Annotated in this window: 12 protein-coding genes and 1 pseudogene; 7 read left to right on the top strand and 6 right to left on the bottom strand. The window is 50.6% G+C overall.

Features of this window, described 5'->3' with window-relative positions; genetic code table 11:
* Positions 1-14: 14 nt before the first annotated feature.
* Together DXA55_RS00985 and DXA55_RS00980 are read right to left on the bottom strand one after the other, a co-directional pair.
* Positions 15-314, bottom strand: coding sequence for a hypothetical protein (locus DXA55_RS00985; protein WP_022461427.1), 300 nt, complete (start codon positions 312-314; stop codon positions 15-17).
* Entirely contained in the window at positions 311-673 is a 363-nt protein-coding gene (locus DXA55_RS00980) for a hypothetical protein (protein WP_055217741.1), read from the bottom strand. Before DXA55_RS00980 ends, DXA55_RS00985 begins: the two co-directional genes overlap by 4 nt.
* A 137-nt stretch (positions 674-810) precedes the next feature.
* On the opposite strand from DXA55_RS00980, the gene DXA55_RS17210 reads away from it, so the two are divergent.
* Entirely contained in the window at positions 811-960 is a 150-nt protein-coding gene (locus DXA55_RS17210; protein WP_172680771.1) for a hypothetical protein, read from the top strand.
* A gap of 88 nt (positions 961-1,048) precedes the next feature.
* Here DXA55_RS17210 and DXA55_RS00970 read toward each other — a convergent pair whose 3' ends face one another.
* The 4 genes from DXA55_RS00970 to purF all read right to left on the bottom strand — a co-directional run bounded on the left by DXA55_RS00970 (position 1,049) and on the right by purF (position 5,072).
* A complete protein-coding gene (locus tag DXA55_RS00970) occupies positions 1,049-1,333 on the bottom strand; it encodes a hypothetical protein (protein WP_055228247.1) in 285 nt (94 codons plus the stop codon).
* A gap of 92 nt (positions 1,334-1,425) precedes the next feature.
* Positions 1,426-1,668, bottom strand: coding sequence for a helix-turn-helix transcriptional regulator (locus DXA55_RS00965; RefSeq protein ID WP_022462361.1), 243 nt, complete (start codon positions 1,666-1,668; stop codon positions 1,426-1,428).
* 146 nt (positions 1,669-1,814) lie between these two features.
* Positions 1,815-3,515, bottom strand: a complete 1,701-nt coding sequence (locus DXA55_RS00960; protein WP_158565005.1) for a S8 family peptidase — start codon at positions 3,513-3,515, stop codon at positions 1,815-1,817.
* A 120-nt stretch (positions 3,516-3,635) separates the two neighbouring features.
* Positions 3,636-5,072: an amidophosphoribosyltransferase gene (purF, locus tag DXA55_RS00955; RefSeq protein WP_055228249.1), complete on the bottom strand. Its 1,437-nt coding sequence runs from the start codon at positions 5,070-5,072 to the stop codon at positions 3,636-3,638.
* A 463-nt stretch (positions 5,073-5,535) separates the two neighbouring features.
* Here purF and DXA55_RS00950 point away from each other — a divergent pair, with 463 nt between their 5' ends.
* From DXA55_RS00950 to DXA55_RS00925, 6 genes and pseudogenes are all read left to right on the top strand, one after another.
* Positions 5,536-7,146, top strand: a complete 1,611-nt coding sequence (locus DXA55_RS00950) for a CTP synthase (RefSeq protein WP_022462358.1) — start codon at positions 5,536-5,538, stop codon at positions 7,144-7,146.
* Between the two features lie 253 nt (positions 7,147-7,399).
* A pseudogene (gltB, locus tag DXA55_RS19090) lies at positions 7,400-11,913 on the top strand (glutamate synthase large subunit).
* 14 nt (positions 11,914-11,927) lie between these two features.
* A complete protein-coding gene (locus tag DXA55_RS00940) occupies positions 11,928-13,412 on the top strand; it encodes a glutamate synthase subunit beta (protein ID WP_022462356.1) in 1,485 nt (494 codons plus the stop codon).
* Between the two features lie 139 nt (positions 13,413-13,551).
* A complete protein-coding gene (glnA, locus tag DXA55_RS00935; RefSeq protein ID WP_117761554.1) occupies positions 13,552-14,883 on the top strand; it encodes a type I glutamate--ammonia ligase in 1,332 nt (443 codons plus the stop codon).
* Positions 14,884-14,906: 23 nt separating this feature from the next.
* The gene (locus tag DXA55_RS00930) at positions 14,907-15,455 is read left to right on the top strand and encodes an ANTAR domain-containing response regulator (RefSeq protein ID WP_022462354.1); all 549 of its coding nucleotides are present in this window, start codon (positions 14,907-14,909) and stop codon (positions 15,453-15,455) included.
* A gap of 27 nt (positions 15,456-15,482) precedes the next feature.
* Entirely contained in the window at positions 15,483-16,697 is a 1,215-nt protein-coding gene (locus tag DXA55_RS00925; protein WP_055265995.1) for an LL-diaminopimelate aminotransferase, read from the top strand.
* Positions 16,698-16,771 lie beyond the last annotated feature (74 nt).

Raw genomic sequence — 16,771 nt, 5'->3', positions numbered from 1 at the left:
TGGTTTGTAGTTTTTCAGCGTTTTTTCCCGGAAGCAGCGGAGCGGAAGAGGCGTACCATCTGGTCAATTTTTGCCGCTTCCTGTTTGGATTTTCCGGCTTTGATGGCAGAGATGATCAGGTCCGCCTCGGAGGCGGAAAACTGTGCGCCGCCCTGATTTCCCTGCATCAGGGAGAGAAGAAACGGCATCATTTCCGCCTGGGATTTTCCACGGCTCTGAGAGGCCATCTGCTGCAGTGCCTGAAGCCGGGCAAAGTCAATTCCGGAAAGAGAGGGGTCCTGCGACCAGTCGTTTTGCTTATCATCCGAACTCATAGCAGATCCTCCTCATTTCCGGGATTTATATTCTGAAGCATCTGGACCATCTGCATGGTCTGAAACATCTGGGAGAGAAGATCCCGCTGTGGACCGGCGGCAAAACGGGAAATATCCTGCAGCATCTCAAGCGGAGAGACGTGCGGGGCATCAACAGACATCATGGAAAGGTCGGCCGGACGGGAAAAAAGCTGAATGGTCCGCTGGAGCTCGAGCCATTTGCTCAAAATCGCAAGGGAGGGCTGCAGGCCGAAGGAGGCGTAGGGAATGGCAGCCTTCAGCATCTGAAGCTGATCCTGTGCGATCATCTGGTCCAGCGGTGTCATCTGTTCCACATTTTGTTCCTGTTCCTGATTCAAATTAAGATCCTTCCTGGCAGCATTCCTGCATTTGTCTTTTTATTTCTCTTTATCTTATGTTCCAGGCCGGAAAAAATGACAGAAGGCGGGAAAAAACATATGATAAGAGGAAGAAAGAAAAAGGAGACCGCCGGAAAATGGATGGAAAAGAAACAGCAAAAAGAAAACAGGTACTCGAAGGGAATGCCTTTTATGAAATAGATCTGGAATGTATGAGAAAAAAAGAAAAAAGAGAAGAGATGGAAAAGCGGGAAAGAGAAGCACGGAAACCGAAACGGTTTCGCTGAAAGAGAATTCTGGTGAAAAAAGCCCCGGGGCGGTTGATCCGCACCCGGGGCTTTTTCTGCCCGAACATCTGGGAGGACTGAAAAAAGGTCAGCAGCCGCATCCACAGTTATTGCTGTTGCCGCATCCACAGCCGTTGTTGTTCCATCCGCCGCAGCAGAACAGAAGAATCAGAACGAGCCAGCAGTCGGAATTGCAGCCATTGTTGTTGTTTCCGCATCCACATCCGCCGCAGCAGGAGAGGAGAAGCAGAATCCAGATAATACTGCAGCCATTGTTTCCGAACAGGTTGTTGTTGGAAACACCGCATCCATTATCGCAGCCACAGCCGTTGTCACATCCGCATCCACAGTTTGTAGCAGCTAAATCACTCATGTTTGTTCCTCCAAAGGAATCATTTTGCTTACAATTCATGATATGAAAAACTGCCGGGCGGGGTTACTCTTAAAGAGAAAAATTCAAAGACCCTACAGACTGCGTCCCTGAAAATCAAAAAGCTCTTTCACCGGAATGTCAAGTGCCTCAGCGATATCGAACAGAAGATTCAACGAAATAGAGGTTTTTGTATTTGGCGCTTCGATGTTGCTCATATGGGTACGACTGATATGTACCGCCTCGGCAAGTTCGGCCTGCGTCATTCCTTTTGCTCTTCGGTAGTAGGCAATCGTAAGTCCAAGAAGGCGAAGATCGTTCAAGCGTTCGTAATTCATAGTCAGGAATCCCCCTTTTAGTTTTATAAATATAATGATAATACGTAATGATACAACGGAAAACAATCAAAAACAAGGCACTTGCACATTAAAAGTTTGCATCAACAAACGGATATACCATAGAAGCAAACCTGTGAGCGGGAAAATCAGTTTGTCATAAGGCTTAGAAAGCTCTGATATAACTGCAATCTTCCGTATCCCCACTCGCGGCTTGGATAAGTAATGGTATCAGTTCGGCCAGCGCCGCGGATCAGATAGTTTTTCAGCTCCTGCGCCGTAAAATAGCGGGATGGGGTGCGTTGAATGCCCCATTGCAGGAAGAGAGCGGCAGCACCGGATGTAATGGCAGCGGACGCGCTTGCGCCGCTCCGGTTTTCGTAGGAGCCTGCCGGTCCCGGTCCGGTGACGGAAATCCCGGGGGAAGCAAAATCGGGTTTGATTTCACCAAGCCGGGTAAAGCCGCGTCCGGATTCCGGTGAAAAACTGTTATTGGATGCCTGATAGGTGGAGGGAGACAGAACGGGAATGGTGGCGGAGGGTGTCGTCAGTGTCGTGTACGGGTCGGGTTCCAGAAAGATCACATCGGAAGTGGAAAATCCGGTAATCGGAAGCCAGACGTGGAAATCGGGAGGGGAAGGAAAGGCGCGGTAAACCTGAAGTGTCCAGATGCCGGGCGTCGGATCCAGCATGCGGATCAGGATGAGCTGGCTGCCGGTCGTCGTCTGAACGACTTCGTAGTTGACGTAGATGACGGTGCGTTCCAGAACAAAGGTGATCCTCTGTTCCTGAGTCAAAGAGACGGGAATCCGCGGAATCGTTTCTCCGCCGGGAGAGCGGAATCCGACGGAAAAAAGCTGCGGAACCTGTCCCCAGAACTCCAGGACAAAACCGCGGCTGCCTTCGGAAACGAGAAACTCTACATTTTTCGGGGAGTCATTTTCGGATACGGAGCCATAATAATGGTGAGCGGCGTTTCCCTCGTTGCCGGTGGCGCAGACCGGAATAATGCCCGGCGTATTTCCGTAGCGCGCCAGCGTCAGAGCGATGGGAAGGGTTCCGGAATGACTTCCCTGATTTGTTCCAAGTGCCAGACAGATGACCAGTGGTTTTCCCTCCCTGGCTGCGACTTCGTTTAGAAAACGCATCGCAGAGAGAAGATCATCTTCTTCAAAGACGGGAGCATTGGTGGAGACAAGATAAAAGTCTTTCAGATTCTGTTTCGCCGGTTTTAACTTAACAACAGCGAAATCGGCTTCCGGTGCAGCACCGAGAAAGCCGGCGGACGCATTCGGAGTACCGCCAGCGACTCCGGCGACGTATGTTCCGTGTCCGTCCGGATCCGTGACCGGAACGACAGAAAGAGGATCCCTGCTTCGAAGCGCATCGTCAAGGTCTGACTTTTCGTAGAGACTGCCATAGGGAAACTGCTGCGGCGGTGTGCCTGTGCGGTCGGTCTGATCCCAGATGGAAAGAATCCGGCTCTGGCCGTTGCTGCGCAGAAAGGCGGGGTGGCGGTAATCGATGCCGGTGTCCAGAAAACCCAGGATTACATTTTTGCCGGTATACCCGCCGCCGTAGAGATTCTGCGTCTGTACAATGCCGGAGACTTCTAAAGAGAGGGTGGAAAGCGGCGTGAAAAGTTTCGGGAGTCCGGTAAAAAGAATTTCACCAAAGAGATTTTCCGGGAGCAGGCTGCGCTCGAGAAAGAGAACGGAATACTGCGAATTCAGTGTAAGAAGGGCACTGGATTCCGGAAAGAGCATCTGGTACCGCTCGGACTGTGCCACGTAATTCTGAATCAGAATGTTGATGTAATCGTTGGAATAGATGATGTCCGTAAGATCCATAAAGAGATCCTTTGTTTTTGAAGGTATTGTATGCAAACCATACAGAAAAGTATGCATGCTCAAAAAAGAAATCCCCCTACCGGGTGCAAGATCTGCACGGTAAGGGGAAAGAAAACGAAATCAGCTTTCCAGAAGAGCGCTGATATCCTGCTTTGGTACTTCCATCGGATAATGACTGTCGAAGCATGCACGACAGATCGGCAGGTCACCGACCATGTTCTGGAGCTCTTCGATCGGCATGTAGCCCAGGGAGTCCGCTCCGATCTGCTGGCGGATTTCCTCGGTGGAATGGGAGCTTGCGATCAACTGCTTGTTGGAAGGCACATCGGTTCCAAAATAGCATGGATACAGGAACGGCGGGGAACTGATACGGACATGAACCTCGGTCGCACCGGCTTTTCGTAGCATCGTAATCAGATTCGAAATCGTTGTTCCGCGGACAATGGAATCGTCAACGAGGACAATTCGTTTTCCTTTTACGACGGATTCCAGAACACTCAGCTTGATTTTTACGCTGGATTCCCGTTCCTTTTGTGTCGGTTTGATAAAGGTACGGCCGACATAGCTGTTTTTGTGGAAGGCAAGACCGAACGGAATGCCGGATTCTTCGGAATAGCCTTTTGCGGAGGCAAGTCCGGAGTCCGGAACGCCGCAGACAAGATCTGCGTCAACCGGATAGGTCTTTGCAAGCGTTGCACCGCCGCGGATTCTGGCTTCGTAGACACTGATATTGTCTATTTTGCTGTCGAGGCGGGCAAAATAAATATATTCAAAAATACAATGCGCTTTTTTTACGTCAACCGGCATAAATTCGGATTTCAGATTTCCGGTTTTGTCAAACGTTACAATTTCTCCCGGAGCGACATCGCGGACGAATTCGGCGCCGATCGAAGTGAGGGCGCAGCTTTCTGAGGCGAGAACCCAGGCGTTGTCCCGCTTTCCGATGCAGAGCGGTTTTAAGCCATATGGGTCGCGCACGCCGATGAGTTTTCTCGGGCTCATGATGACAAGGGCATAGGCGCCGCGGATTTCTTTTACCGTGCGCAGAATCGCTTCTTCTACCGTTTTGGAATGAACGCGTTCCCGCGCAATGCCGTAGGCGATGATTTCAGAGTCAATCGAAGTGTGAAAAATTGCGCCGGTGTTTTCCATCTGCTCGCGCAGTTCCATAGCGTTGACCAGATTTCCGTTGTGCGCAAGGGCGAGGGAGCCTTTCAGATAATTCAGAACGAGCGGCTGTGCATTCTCTACGGTAGTGGAACCGGTGGTAGAGTACCGGACATGGCCGATGCCGATATTGCCGGACAGCTCTTCTAATTTGGATTCTTTGAAAACTTCGTTGACAAGGCCAAGGCCTTTGTAGGATTTCACATGGCCCTTTGGACCGCTGGTGTCAGAGACGGCAATTCCGCAGGACTCCTGTCCTCTGTGCTGCAGGGCGGAAAGGCCATAGTAGATCGAAGGACTGACGTCGGCACCATCCAGATCGTAAATGCCGAAAACACCACATTCCTCCCGGAGACCGGTATCATAACAATTGTTTGACGATGGCTGCATAGGTATTCTCCTTTTTTCAGTTGTAGACCTGCATGTTTTAAAAACATTGATTATCATACTCATTTTTGCGGATGATGTCAAGAAAATCGTGATATGTATAAAATATGGTGCAGAAATTTAGGATTTCGTGGAAAATGTCGAAAATAATAAAAAATAGTAAAAAAAAGTTGCAGGAAATTCGAGATGTGTTATAATCGTTTTTGATTTTGAATGAAAGCCCCGGACAGCAGCTATGGATGAGCCATGCTTGCATGAGCGAATTCATAGATATTGGCCGGGCAAGACGACATGAGTAAGTAGGCGATAGCCCGGATTACGAATGTTGTCAGCAGTTACGGGAGCGACGCAGGCGCGGAGTAACTGGCTTTCATCATAGAGATGTCGCCGGCAGGCGACATTTCCTTTTAGAGAAACTTGTGACGGAAAAGAAAATATCAGAAGAGAAAAGCAGGAGGAAATCAATATGGCAGTAAAATATGTCTTTGTGACAGGCGGAGTAGTCTCCGGCCTTGGAAAGGGAATCACGGCGGCGTCCCTTGGACGGCTTTTAAAAGCCCGAGGATACAAAGTGACGATGCAGAAATTTGACCCGTACATCAACGTTGACCCGGGTACGATGAACCCGATTCAGCACGGCGAGGTTTTCGTTACCGATGACGGCACAGAGACAGACCTCGATCTCGGCCACTACGAGCGTTTCATCGACGAGAGCCTGGATAAAAATTCCAACGTGACGACTGGAAAAGTATACTGGTCTGTTCTGCAGAAAGAACGCCACGGTGATTTCGGCGGAGGCACCGTACAGGTCATTCCGCACATTACAAACGAAATCAAGAGCCGTTTCTACCGCGGAAAAGAAGTAGACGAGGAGCGTATTGCCATCATTGAGGTCGGCGGAACCGTCGGCGATATCGAGAGCCAGCCGTTTTTGGAGGCAATCCGCCAGTTCCAGCATGACGTCGGACACGAGAACGCCATTCTGATCCACGTTACCCTGATTCCATATCTGAAAGCTTCCGGTGAAATGAAAACAAAACCGACGCAGGCGAGCGTAAAAGAGCTGCAGGGAATCGGTATTCAGCCGGATGTCATCGTATGTCGGTCCGAGCATCCGCTGACCACCGAGATCAAAGATAAAATTGCTCTGTTCTGCAACGTTCCGTCAAGCCATGTTCTGCAGAACCTGGACGTGGAGTATCTGTATGAAGCTCCGCTTGCCATGGAGAAAGAGAACCTGGCGCAGGTTGTCTGCGAGAGCCTTCACCTTCCATGCCCGGAACCGGATCTGTCCGACTGGACCCATATGGTAGAAGCACTCCGCCATCCGAACAAAGAGGTGACGATTGCGCTCGTCGGAAAGTATATCCAGCTGCATGATGCATACCTGAGCGTTGTTGAGGCATTAAAACACGGCGGAATTGCAAGCCATGCAAACGTACACCTGAAATGGGTGGATTCCGAGCTGGTAACCGAGGAGAACGTGGCAGAGTATCTGAGCGATGTGGACGGTGTTCTGGTACCGGGCGGATTCGGAAACCGCGGTATCGAAGGCATGATCACAGCGATTCGATATGCAAGAGAGAACAAGATTCCGTTCCTCGGCCTCTGCCTCGGCATGCAGCTGACGATTGTTGAATATGCAAGAAACGTTCTCGGTTACCACGACGCACACAGCATCGAGATGAACCCGAACACCATGCACCCGGTGATCGCACTGATGCCGGATCAGGATGGAATCGAGGATATCGGCGGTACGTTACGTCTCGGCGCATATCCATGCGTCCTGGCAGACGGATCGAAAGCACAGGAGCTGTACGGTGAGAAAGAGATTTCCGAGCGTCACCGCCACCGCTATGAAGTAAACAACGATTTCCGGAAAGCACTGACCGAAAACGGCATGGTTCTCTCCGGTGTTTCTCCGGACGGAAGAATCGTTGAGATGGTAGAACTTTCAGATCATCCGTTCTACATCGCAACGCAGGCACATCCGGAGTTCAAATCCCGTCCAAACCGTCCGCATCCGCTGTTCCGCGGCCTGATCGCAGCAGCAGCCGAGTACCATGCGGCAAAATAATCGATAAATGGTATGAAAAATTAGGTAAAATGCAGTAATAACCTAAGAAAGTTAAGAAAAAATATAAAAAATTATATAAAAATTAAATTTGCTCTTTACAGGACGAAAAAAATAGAGTATAGTAAGGGCAATCCAGAAAGAACGGCGGGGAACAAAAGATTCCCCTCCATTCTTTTCAGAAAAGACAAAGGATAACCGAAAATAAGGAAAGTAAAGGAAGGGAAGCCGTATGACACAGAGCAAAGAGCGTGTCATGGGAGAAGAAGGGCTGTACCGTTCTTCCTTTGAACACGACAACTGCGGTATCGGAGCCGTCGTGAATATCAAAGGTGAAAAATCCCATGCGACCGTAGAAAACGCATTAAAAATCGTAGAAAATCTTGAACATAGAGCCGGCAAAGACGCCGAGGGTAAAACAGGAGACGGAGTAGGAATCTTGTTGCAGATATCGCACAAATTCTTTTCCAAAGCCTGTTCGACCCTCGGTTTTTCATTAGGCGGAGAACGGGAATACGGCGTCGGCGTATTCTTCTTCCCACAAAATGAGCTGAAACGGAACCAGGCAAAAAAGATGTTTGAGATCATCGTGGAAAAAGAGGGACTGGAACTCCTTGGATGGAGAACCGTGCCGACCGTTCCGGAAGTTCTCGGCCATAAGGCAAGAGAGTGTATGCCTTACATCATGCAGGCATTCATCAAAAAACCGGAGGATGTGGAAAAGGGAATCGCTTTCGACCGTCGTCTGTACGTCGTACGCCGTGTTTTCGAACAGAGCAACGACAACACCTACGTGCCATCCCTTTCCAGCCGTACCATCGTATACAAAGGTATGTTCCTCGTAGGACAGCTCCGCACCTTCTTCCGCGATCTGCAGGATGTCGATTATGAATCTGCAATCGCCATGGTGCATTCCCGGTTCAGCACGAACACGAACCCAAGCTGGGAGAGAGCCCATCCGAACCGTTTCATCGTACACAACGGCGAGATCAACACCATCCGCGGAAACGCCGACAAGATGCTGGCCCGTGAGGAGACGATGTCCTCCCCGATGCTGCAGGATGAACTGCACAAGGTTCTGCCGGTTGTCAACACCCAGGGTTCTGACTCTGCAATGCTCGACAACACACTCGAGTTCCTGACCATGAGCGGTATGGATCTTCCGCTGGCTGTCATGATCACGATCCCGGAGCCGTGGGCAAACAACGATACGATTTCCCAGGAGAAACGTGATTTCTATCAGTATTATGCAACGATGATGGAGCCGTGGGACGGACCGGCATCGATCCTGTTCTCCGACGGAGATGTGATGGGAGCAGTGCTCGACCGCAACGGTCTTCGTCCTTCCCGTTACTACATCACTAACGATGGATTTCTGATCCTCTCCTCTGAGGTCGGTGTTCTGGAAGTTCCGGAAGAAAAAATCGTCTTAAAAGAGCGTCTCCATCCGGGCAAGATGCTTCTCGTCAACACCGTACAGGGAAAAGTCTTAAACGATGAGGAAGTCAAAGAATATTACGCAAAGAAACAGCCGTACGGCGAATGGCTCGACAGTTATCTGGTACAGTTAAAGGATATCAAAATCCCGAATCTGCCGGTCGAAGAGTACACGAAAGAAGAGCGGATGCGCCTGCAGAAAGCGTTCGGCTACACCTACGAGGAGTACCGTTCCTCCATCGGAAAGATGGCATTAAACGGTGTCGAGGCAACCGCTTCGATGGGTATCGATACCCCGCTTGCCGTTCTCTCCCATGAGCATCAGCCGCTGTTCAACTATTTCAAACAGCTCTTCGCACAGGTAACGAACCCGCCGATCGACTGCATCCGTGAGGAGATCGTAACTTCCACAAGCGTTTACGTCGGACGTGACGGAAACCTGCTTGAGGAGGAGCCGAAGAACTGCCAGGTATTAAAGATCAACAATCCGATCCTGACCAATACCGATATGCTGAAGATCAAGAACATGAAAGTCGAAGGCTTCAAGGCAGTGACCGTTCCGATCACCTACTACAAGAGCGCACCGCTTGACCGTGCGATGGACCGCCTTTTCGTCGAGGTTGACCGTGCACACCGGGCAGGAGCCAACATCCTGATTCTCTCTGACCGCGGTGTCGATGAGAACCATGTGGCGATTCCATCCCTCCTGGCTGTATCTGCGGTTCATCAGCATCTGGTAAAAACGAAAAAGAGAACTTCTCTTGCGATTATTCTGGAGTCCGGCGAGCCGCGCGAGGTGCACCATTTCGCAACACTGCTCGGCTACGGTGCCTGCGCAATCAACCCGTATCTGGCACTCGACACGATCCATGAGCTGATCGAAGAGGGCATGATCAAGAAAGATTACTACGCAGCCGTTGAAGATTACAACCACGCAGTCATCTCTGGTATCGTAAAAATCGCAGCGAAGATGGGTATCTCCACGATCCAGTCGTATCAGGGTTCCCAGATCTTCGAGGCCATCGGTATCTCAGCAGATGTCATCGACAAATACTTCACCGGTACGGTCAGCCGTGTCGGCGGTATTACCCTGGAAGACATTGCAAAAGATGTCGATGAGCGTCATTCCCAGGCATTCGATCCGCTGGAGCTGTCTACCGATCTGACACTGGACAGTATCGGCCGTCATAAATCGAGAAGCCAGGGCGAGGAGCACCGCTACAATCCGCGCACCATTCATACACTGCAGGAGTCCACAAGACGCGGCGACTACAAGATGTTCAAAGAGTACACAGCAATGGTCGACAGCGAGGAGAGCGGCTATCTGCGGAGCCTGATGGACTTCGATTATCCGGAGCAGGGCGTTCCGCTCGAAGAAGTTGAGAGCGTAGATTCTATCGTAAAACGATTCAAAACAGGTGCGATGTCCTACGGTTCTATTTCCCAGGAGGCACATGAGACACTGGCAATTGCCATGAACCGTCTGCATGGAAAATCCACACTGGTGAGGGCGGTGAGAGTGATGACCGTCTCGAATCCCCGGAGAGATGCTCCGCGATCAAACAGGTAGCATCGGGAAGATTCGGCGTTACCAGCAAATACCTTGTCAGTGCAAAAGAGATCCAGATCAAGATGGCCCAGGGTGCAAAACCGGGCGAGGGCGGCCACTTACCGGCCGGAAAGGTTTACCCGTGGATTGCAAAAACACGTCACTCCACACCGGGTGTATCCCTGATTTCCCCGCCGCCGCACCACGACATCTACTCCATCGAGGACCTTGCACAGCTGATTTATGACCTGAAAAACTCGAATGTGAATGCAAGAATCTCCGTTAAACTGGTATCCGAAGCAGGTGTTGGTACTGTCGCAGCCGGTGTTGCAAAAGCCGGAGCACAGGTTATCCTGATTTCCGGATATGATGGAGGAACGGGAGCAGCACCGAGAAGTTCCATCCACAATGCAGGACTTCCATGGGAGTTAGGCCTTGCCGAGACCCATCAGACGCTGATCAAAAACGGCCTCCGTAACCGTGTCATGATCGAGACCGATGGTAAGCTGATGAGCGGCCGTGACGTTGTGATTGCAGCACTCCTTGGCGCCGAGGAATTCGGTTTTGCGACCGCACCGCTTGTAACGATGGGATGCGTTATGATGCGTGTCTGCAACCTCGATACCTGCCCGATGGGTATTGCAACCCAGAACCCGGAGCTGCGCAAACGTTTCCGCGGCAAACCGGAGTACGTCATCAACTTCATGCACTTCATCGCAGAAGAGATGCGGGAATACATGGCAAAACTTGGCTTCCGCACCGTTGACGAGATGGTCGGCCGTTCCGACCTCTTAAAGAGAAATGATAAAGTGACGAACGAGCACGCAGACCGCGTAGACTTAAGCCAGATCCTGAACAATCCGTTTGCAAAAGCAGGCGAGAAGGTAACGTTCGATCCGAAAGATGTTTACGACTTCAAACTTGGCGCAACCCTGGATGAGAAGGTACTCTTAAAGAAATTCGGTCCGGCAATGGATAAGAAAGAGAAGAAGACCGTCAAAGTCGAGATCACCAACACCGATCGTACCGTGGGAACGATTCTTGGTGCCGAGATCACCAGAAAATTCGGCACCTCTCTGGAGCCGGATACGTACACCGTACAGTGCAAGGGTGCCGGCGGACAGAGCTTCGGAGCATTTATTCCAAAAGGACTGACCCTGGAACTTGAGGGCGATTCGAACGATTACTTCGGAAAAGGCCTCTCTGGCGGAAAACTGGTTGTCTACCCGCCGAAAGCAAGAAAGTATAAACCGGAAGAAAACATCATCGTCGGAAACGTTGCCCTCTACGGCGCAACGAGCGGTGAGGCGTACATCAACGGTATCGCAGGAGAGCGTTTCTGTGTCAGAAACTCCGGTGCTTACGCCGTTGTCGAGGGTGTCGGTGAGCATGGATGCGAGTATATGACCGGCGGCCGTGTCGTTGTCCTCGGCGCAACCGGAAAGAACTTTGCAGCCGGCATGAGCGGCGGTATCGCTTATGTCCTGGATGAAAAGAGCAACCTGTACCGCAATTTGAACAAGGAAATGATTTCGATTGAACTGGTAGAAAGCAAATACGATATTGCAGAGCTGAAAAACATGATTGAAAAACACGTCGCACACACCGGCTCTGAAAAAGGTAAAGAAATTCTCACACACTTTGACGAATATCTGCCGAAATTCAAGAAGATCATTCCGAATGACTATAAGCGCATGATGATGCTGAGTGCCCAGATGGAAGACAAGGGCCTTAGCAGCGAACAGGCACAGATTGAAGCATTTTACGAAAGCATGCGTAAGTAGGAGGAAGAAGAATTATGGGTAAGCCAACTGGATTTATGGAATATCAGCGCAAGACGGGAAACACCGTTGCCCCGCTTGAGCGTATCAAAAACTTTAAGGAATTTCATCTGCAGCTCCCGAAAAAGGAACAGCAGATGCAGGCTGCCCGCTGTATGGCATGCGGTGTACCGTTCTGCCAGGCGGGAACCATGATTGCGGGAATGGCCTCCGGCTGTCCGCTGCAGAACCTCGTTCCGGAGTGGAATGACCTTGTGTATCTTGGAAACTATGAGCAGGCATACCGCCGCCTCACCAAGACAAACTGTTTTCCGGAATTTACCTCCCGTGTCTGCCCGGCACTCTGCGAAGCAGCCTGTACATGCAACGTAAACGGAGACCCGGTCTGCACGAAGGAAAATGAACGCGCGATCATCGAAAACGCATGGGCAACCGGCCTGATTACGCCGCAGCCGCCGAAAGTGCGCACCGGAAAACGCGTTGCCGTTGTAGGAAGCGGTCCTTCCGGCCTTGCAGCAGCGATGCAGCTCAACCGCCGCGGCCATTCTGTTACGGTCTTTGAACGCCGCGACCGCGTGGGCGGACTTTTACGCTACGGTATTCCGAACATGAAACTCGATAAGAGCGTCATCGACCGCCGTGTGGATCTGATGAAGGCCGAGGGCATCGAGTTTGTGACGAATGCTGATATCGGAAAAGATGTAAAAGCTGACAAACTCTTAAAAGAATTTGACCGTGTCCTGCTCTGCTGCGGTGCGGCAAATCCAAGAGATATCAAGGCAGAGGGAAGAGATGCAAAGGGCATCTACTTTGCTGTCGATTTCCTGACTTCCGTAACGAAGAGTCTTCTGGATTCCAATTTTGAGGATCATGCCTACATCGATGCCAAGGGCAAACACGTTGTTGTCATCGGAGGCGGCGACACCGGTAATGACTGTGTCGGAACTTCCATCCGTCTCGGTGCCAAATCTGTGACACAGCTTGAGATGATGCCGAAAGCACCGGATCAGCGTGCCGAGAACAATCCGTGGCCGGAGTGGCCGAAGATCTGCAAGACGGATTACGGCCAGGAAGAGGCAATCGCCGTATTCGGCCATGATCCGCGGATTTACCAGACAACCGTAACGGAATTTATCAAAAACAAAAAAGGTGAAGTCTGCCAGATCAAGACCGTAAAACTGACACCGAAAAAAGATGAGAAATCCGGCCGCATGATGATGGTTCCGGTTGAGGGAACCGAAGAGATTCTCCCGGCAGATCTCGTTCTTATTGCAGCAGGCTTTTTAGGATCCCAGAAATATGTGACCGATGCATTTAAAGTGGAAGTCAACCAGCGCACCAACGTGAAGACAGATGACGGAAAATACCAGACAACAAAAGAAAATGTCTTCACCGCAGGCGATATGCACCGCGGCCAGTCCCTGGTCGTATGGGCGATCCGCGAGGGACGCGAGGCAGCAAAGGCAGTCGATGAATCCCTGATGGGATACACGAATCTCTAAGTTTTTCTTGACAAAACACGCGAAAAACTGCTATAATATGCCCAAAACAAGGGTGTTTTTACGCAAGGTGTCTTTCTGCCCTGCCGCGTGAAAGCACCCTTTTCGTTTAGAATCGTCTTTGATAAAGGAGAGAATCGATATGGCAAAGTATACGAAGGAAGCGATCCTTCAGATGGCGGAGGAAGAAGATGTTGAATTTATCCGCCTGCAGTTTACCGATATGTTTGGAATGATGAAAAATATGGCCATCACCGCCGGACAGCTGGAAAAAGCCCTGAATAATCAGTGCGTTTTCGATGGCTCTTCGTTCGAAGGATTTGTCACCATCGAGGAAGCAGACATGTTTCTGCACCCGGATCTCGACACCTTTGCAATACTTCCGTGGCGTCCGCAGCAAGGAAAGGTTGCAAGATTGATCTGTGATGTGTATGATAGAGAGGGGAATCTTTATGCAAAGAGTTCCCGAACCATCCTTCAGAAGGTAATTTCCGAAGCGAAAGCGATGGGCTATGAGTTTGAAATCTCACCGGAGTGTGAATTTTTCCTGTTCCACACCGATGAGGACGGCGGAGCAACGAGTGTAACGCACGACAAAGGCGGTTATCTGGATCTTGGACCGCTGGACCTGGGAGAAAACGCGCGGCGCGATATGGTGCTGACTCTCGAAGAAATGGGAATCGACGTTGAGTCTTCCTTCCACGAGGTAGCGGCAGGCCAGCACGAACTGGATTTCTGTCCGGCTGCAGCACTTCGGACGGCAGATCAGCTGATGACTGCCAAATTTGCTATCCGTACGATTGCAAAACGTCATGGCCTTCACGCAACCTTTATGCCAAAACCAAAAACCGGAGTTCACGGATCGGGTCTTCATCTTTCCTTCTCCCTGTTTCAGGAGGGAAAAGATGTGTTTGCCGACAAATCCGATGAATACGGGCTCAGCAAAGAGGCATATTACTTTATGGGCGGACTGATGAAACACATCAGCGGAATCGCAGCGATTACCAATCCGCTTGTAAACTCCTACAAACGTCTGACACCGGGATACGGTGCACCGATCTACGTGGCATGGTCTGCAAAGAACAGAAGCCCGCTGATCCGCATTCCGCTGACGGGAGACGGTATCATGGCCATTGAGCTTCGATGCCCGGATTCGGCAGCCAATCCGTACCTGGCACTTGCTGTCTGCATGGCAGCAGGACTTGACGGTATCAAACAGAAAATCGTTCCGCCGTCCCCGGTGGACCGCAATATTTCCGATCTGACAGAAGAAGAACGAAACGCGATGCAGATCACCCTTCTCCCGGGAAGCCTTGGAGAAGCGGTCGCAGAGTTAAAGAAAGACGATTTTCTGTGTCAGGTACTCGGCCAGGAATTTGTGGATGGATATATCAATGCCAAAGAAGAAGAGTGGCATGAGTATCTCCGCCAGGTATCCGACTGGGAGACCGAGAAATATCTGTACCGTATTTAGACGACGAAGGGGCCTGAAAATGCATGAGCAGCATAGTGATAGTACTTCCCAAAATAGAAGATGGAAAGCGCATCCGGGATATTCTGGCAAAAAGAGGATATGAAATCGATGCTGTCTGTTCGACAGCGGCAGCGGCGCTCGGAGAGATGAACAACTTAAACGGCGGTATCGTCATCTGCGGCTACAAGCTTCCGGATATGTTTTTTACGGATCTGAATGAGTGTATGCCGTCCGGCTTCCAGATGCTTCTGATTGCATCGAGCCGCGCATTAAGTGCGGTGGAGGGAACCGGAATCATGGCGGTTACGATGCCGCTTTCCGTGTACGAGCTGGTCAATACACTGGAGATGATGCTGCAGAGTGCGGCACGGCGCAGAAAGAAAGAGCGTGCAAAGCCCAAGGTGCGCAGCGCCGAGGAACAGCACATCATCGATCGTGCAAAAAGCCTTCTGATCGAACGAAATCACATGACCGAGTCGGAGGCCCATCGCTACATGCAGAAATGCAGCATGGACAGCGGCACCAATCTGGTTGAAACGGCACAGATGGTGCTGACGCTTTTGACAGAGTAAGAAAAAGTGAAAAGGAGCGACATAATAATGTTCAAAATCAATGACAATTATCTGAAATTGCCGGGAAGCTATCTGTTTTCCACCATTGCAAAAAAAGTTGCAGCTTACACCGAGGCAAATCCGGACGCGAAAATCATCCGTCTTGGAATCGGCGACGTAACCCAGCCGATCGCACCGGCGATCATTGAAAAGCTGCACGGAGCAGTGGATGAGATGGGACACGCAGAGACCTTCCACGGATATGCACCAGATCTTGGATATGCTTTCCTTCGCGATACCATCGCAAAAAATGATTATCGGGACAGAGGATGCGATATCTCATCTGATGAAATTTTTGTATCGGACGGCGCAAAATGCGACTGCAGCAACATTCAGGAGATCTTCAGCCTGGACAACAAGATCGCTGTATGCGACCCGGTTTATCCGGTTTATGTAGACTCCAACGTAATGGCAGGCCGTGCCGGTGACTACGACGCAGCAACCGAGCGTTTCACGAATGTGATTTACATGCCGTGTACTGCAGAAAACAACTTCACCCCGGATCTCCCGAAAGAAACCCCGGATCTGATTTATCTGTGCTTCCCTAACAACCCGACCGGCGCTATGGTTTCCAAAGCCGAGCTGCAGAAATGGGTTGATTATGCAAATAAAGTAGGAGCCATCATCCTGTATGATGCTGCATACGAGGCATATATCTCAGAAAAAGACATTCCGCATTCCATCTATGAGTGCGAGGGTGCAAGAACATGTGCCATCGAAATGCGCAGCTTCTCCAAGAACGCAGGCTTTACCGGTATGCGTCTTGGATTCACCGTTATCCCGAAAGACATCAAATCCGGCGATGTGACTCTGCACAGCCTGTGGGCACGCCGTCACGGAACGAAATACAACGGAGCTCCGTACATCATCCAGAGAGCCGGCGAGGCTGTTTACTCTCCGGAAGGAAAAGCACAGTTAAAAGAGCAGGTTGCTTACTACATGAAGAACGCAAAAGTCATCTACGACGGATTAAAGGGCGCAGGCTACACCGTATCCGGCGGCGTCAACGCTCCGTATATCTGGCTGAAAACACCGGGAAATATGACTTCCTGGGAGTTCTTTGATCACCTGCTTGCAGACGCAAACGTAGTCGGAACACCAGGATCAGGCTTCGGCCCGAGCGGAGAAGGCTACTTCCGTCTGACTGCATTCGGTACGTATGAGAATACAGTAGAGGCAGTGGAGAGAATCAAAAAACTGTAAATTGTGTGCGAAATACCAATAAAACAGAATTTCTGCGCAATTTTATAAACACGCGAAAAAATAATTTTGTATAG

It is taken from the genome of Blautia sp. OF03-13 (assembly GCF_003460685.1).
GTDB classification, from domain to species: Bacteria; Bacillota; Clostridia; order Lachnospirales; family Lachnospiraceae; genus Fusicatenibacter; species Fusicatenibacter saccharivorans.
Note: the sequence above shows the minus strand (reverse complement) of the source record. Positions and strands in the feature narration are given on the sequence as shown.

Bases quoted from the DNA above. Each gene is read 5' to 3' on its own strand.
- DXA55_RS00985 (WP_022461427.1), bottom strand. From the start codon at position 314: ATGAGTTCGGATGATAAGCAAAACGACTGGTCGCAGGACCCCTCTCTT.
- DXA55_RS00940 (WP_022462356.1), top strand. From the start codon at position 11,928: ATGGGTAAGCCAACTGGATTTATGGAATATCAGCGCAAGACGGGAAAC.
- DXA55_RS00950 (WP_022462358.1), top strand. From the start codon at position 5,536: ATGGCAGTAAAATATGTCTTTGTGACAGGCGGAGTAGTCTCCGGCCTT.
- DXA55_RS00970 (WP_055228247.1), bottom strand. From the start codon at position 1,333: ATGAGTGATTTAGCTGCTACAAACTGTGGATGCGGATGTGACAACGGC.
- DXA55_RS00960 (WP_158565005.1), bottom strand. From the start codon at position 3,515: ATGGATCTTACGGACATCATCTATTCCAACGATTACATCAACATTCTG.
- DXA55_RS00925 (WP_055265995.1), top strand. From the start codon at position 15,483: ATGTTCAAAATCAATGACAATTATCTGAAATTGCCGGGAAGCTATCTG.
- DXA55_RS00930 (WP_022462354.1), top strand. From the start codon at position 14,907: ATGAGCAGCATAGTGATAGTACTTCCCAAAATAGAAGATGGAAAGCGC.
- DXA55_RS00965 (WP_022462361.1), bottom strand. From the start codon at position 1,668: ATGAATTACGAACGCTTGAACGATCTTCGCCTTCTTGGACTTACGATT.
- DXA55_RS17210 (WP_172680771.1), top strand. From the start codon at position 811: ATGGATGGAAAAGAAACAGCAAAAAGAAAACAGGTACTCGAAGGGAAT.
- purF (WP_055228249.1), bottom strand. From the start codon at position 5,072: ATGCAGCCATCGTCAAACAATTGTTATGATACCGGTCTCCGGGAGGAA.
- glnA (WP_117761554.1), top strand. From the start codon at position 13,552: ATGGCAAAGTATACGAAGGAAGCGATCCTTCAGATGGCGGAGGAAGAA.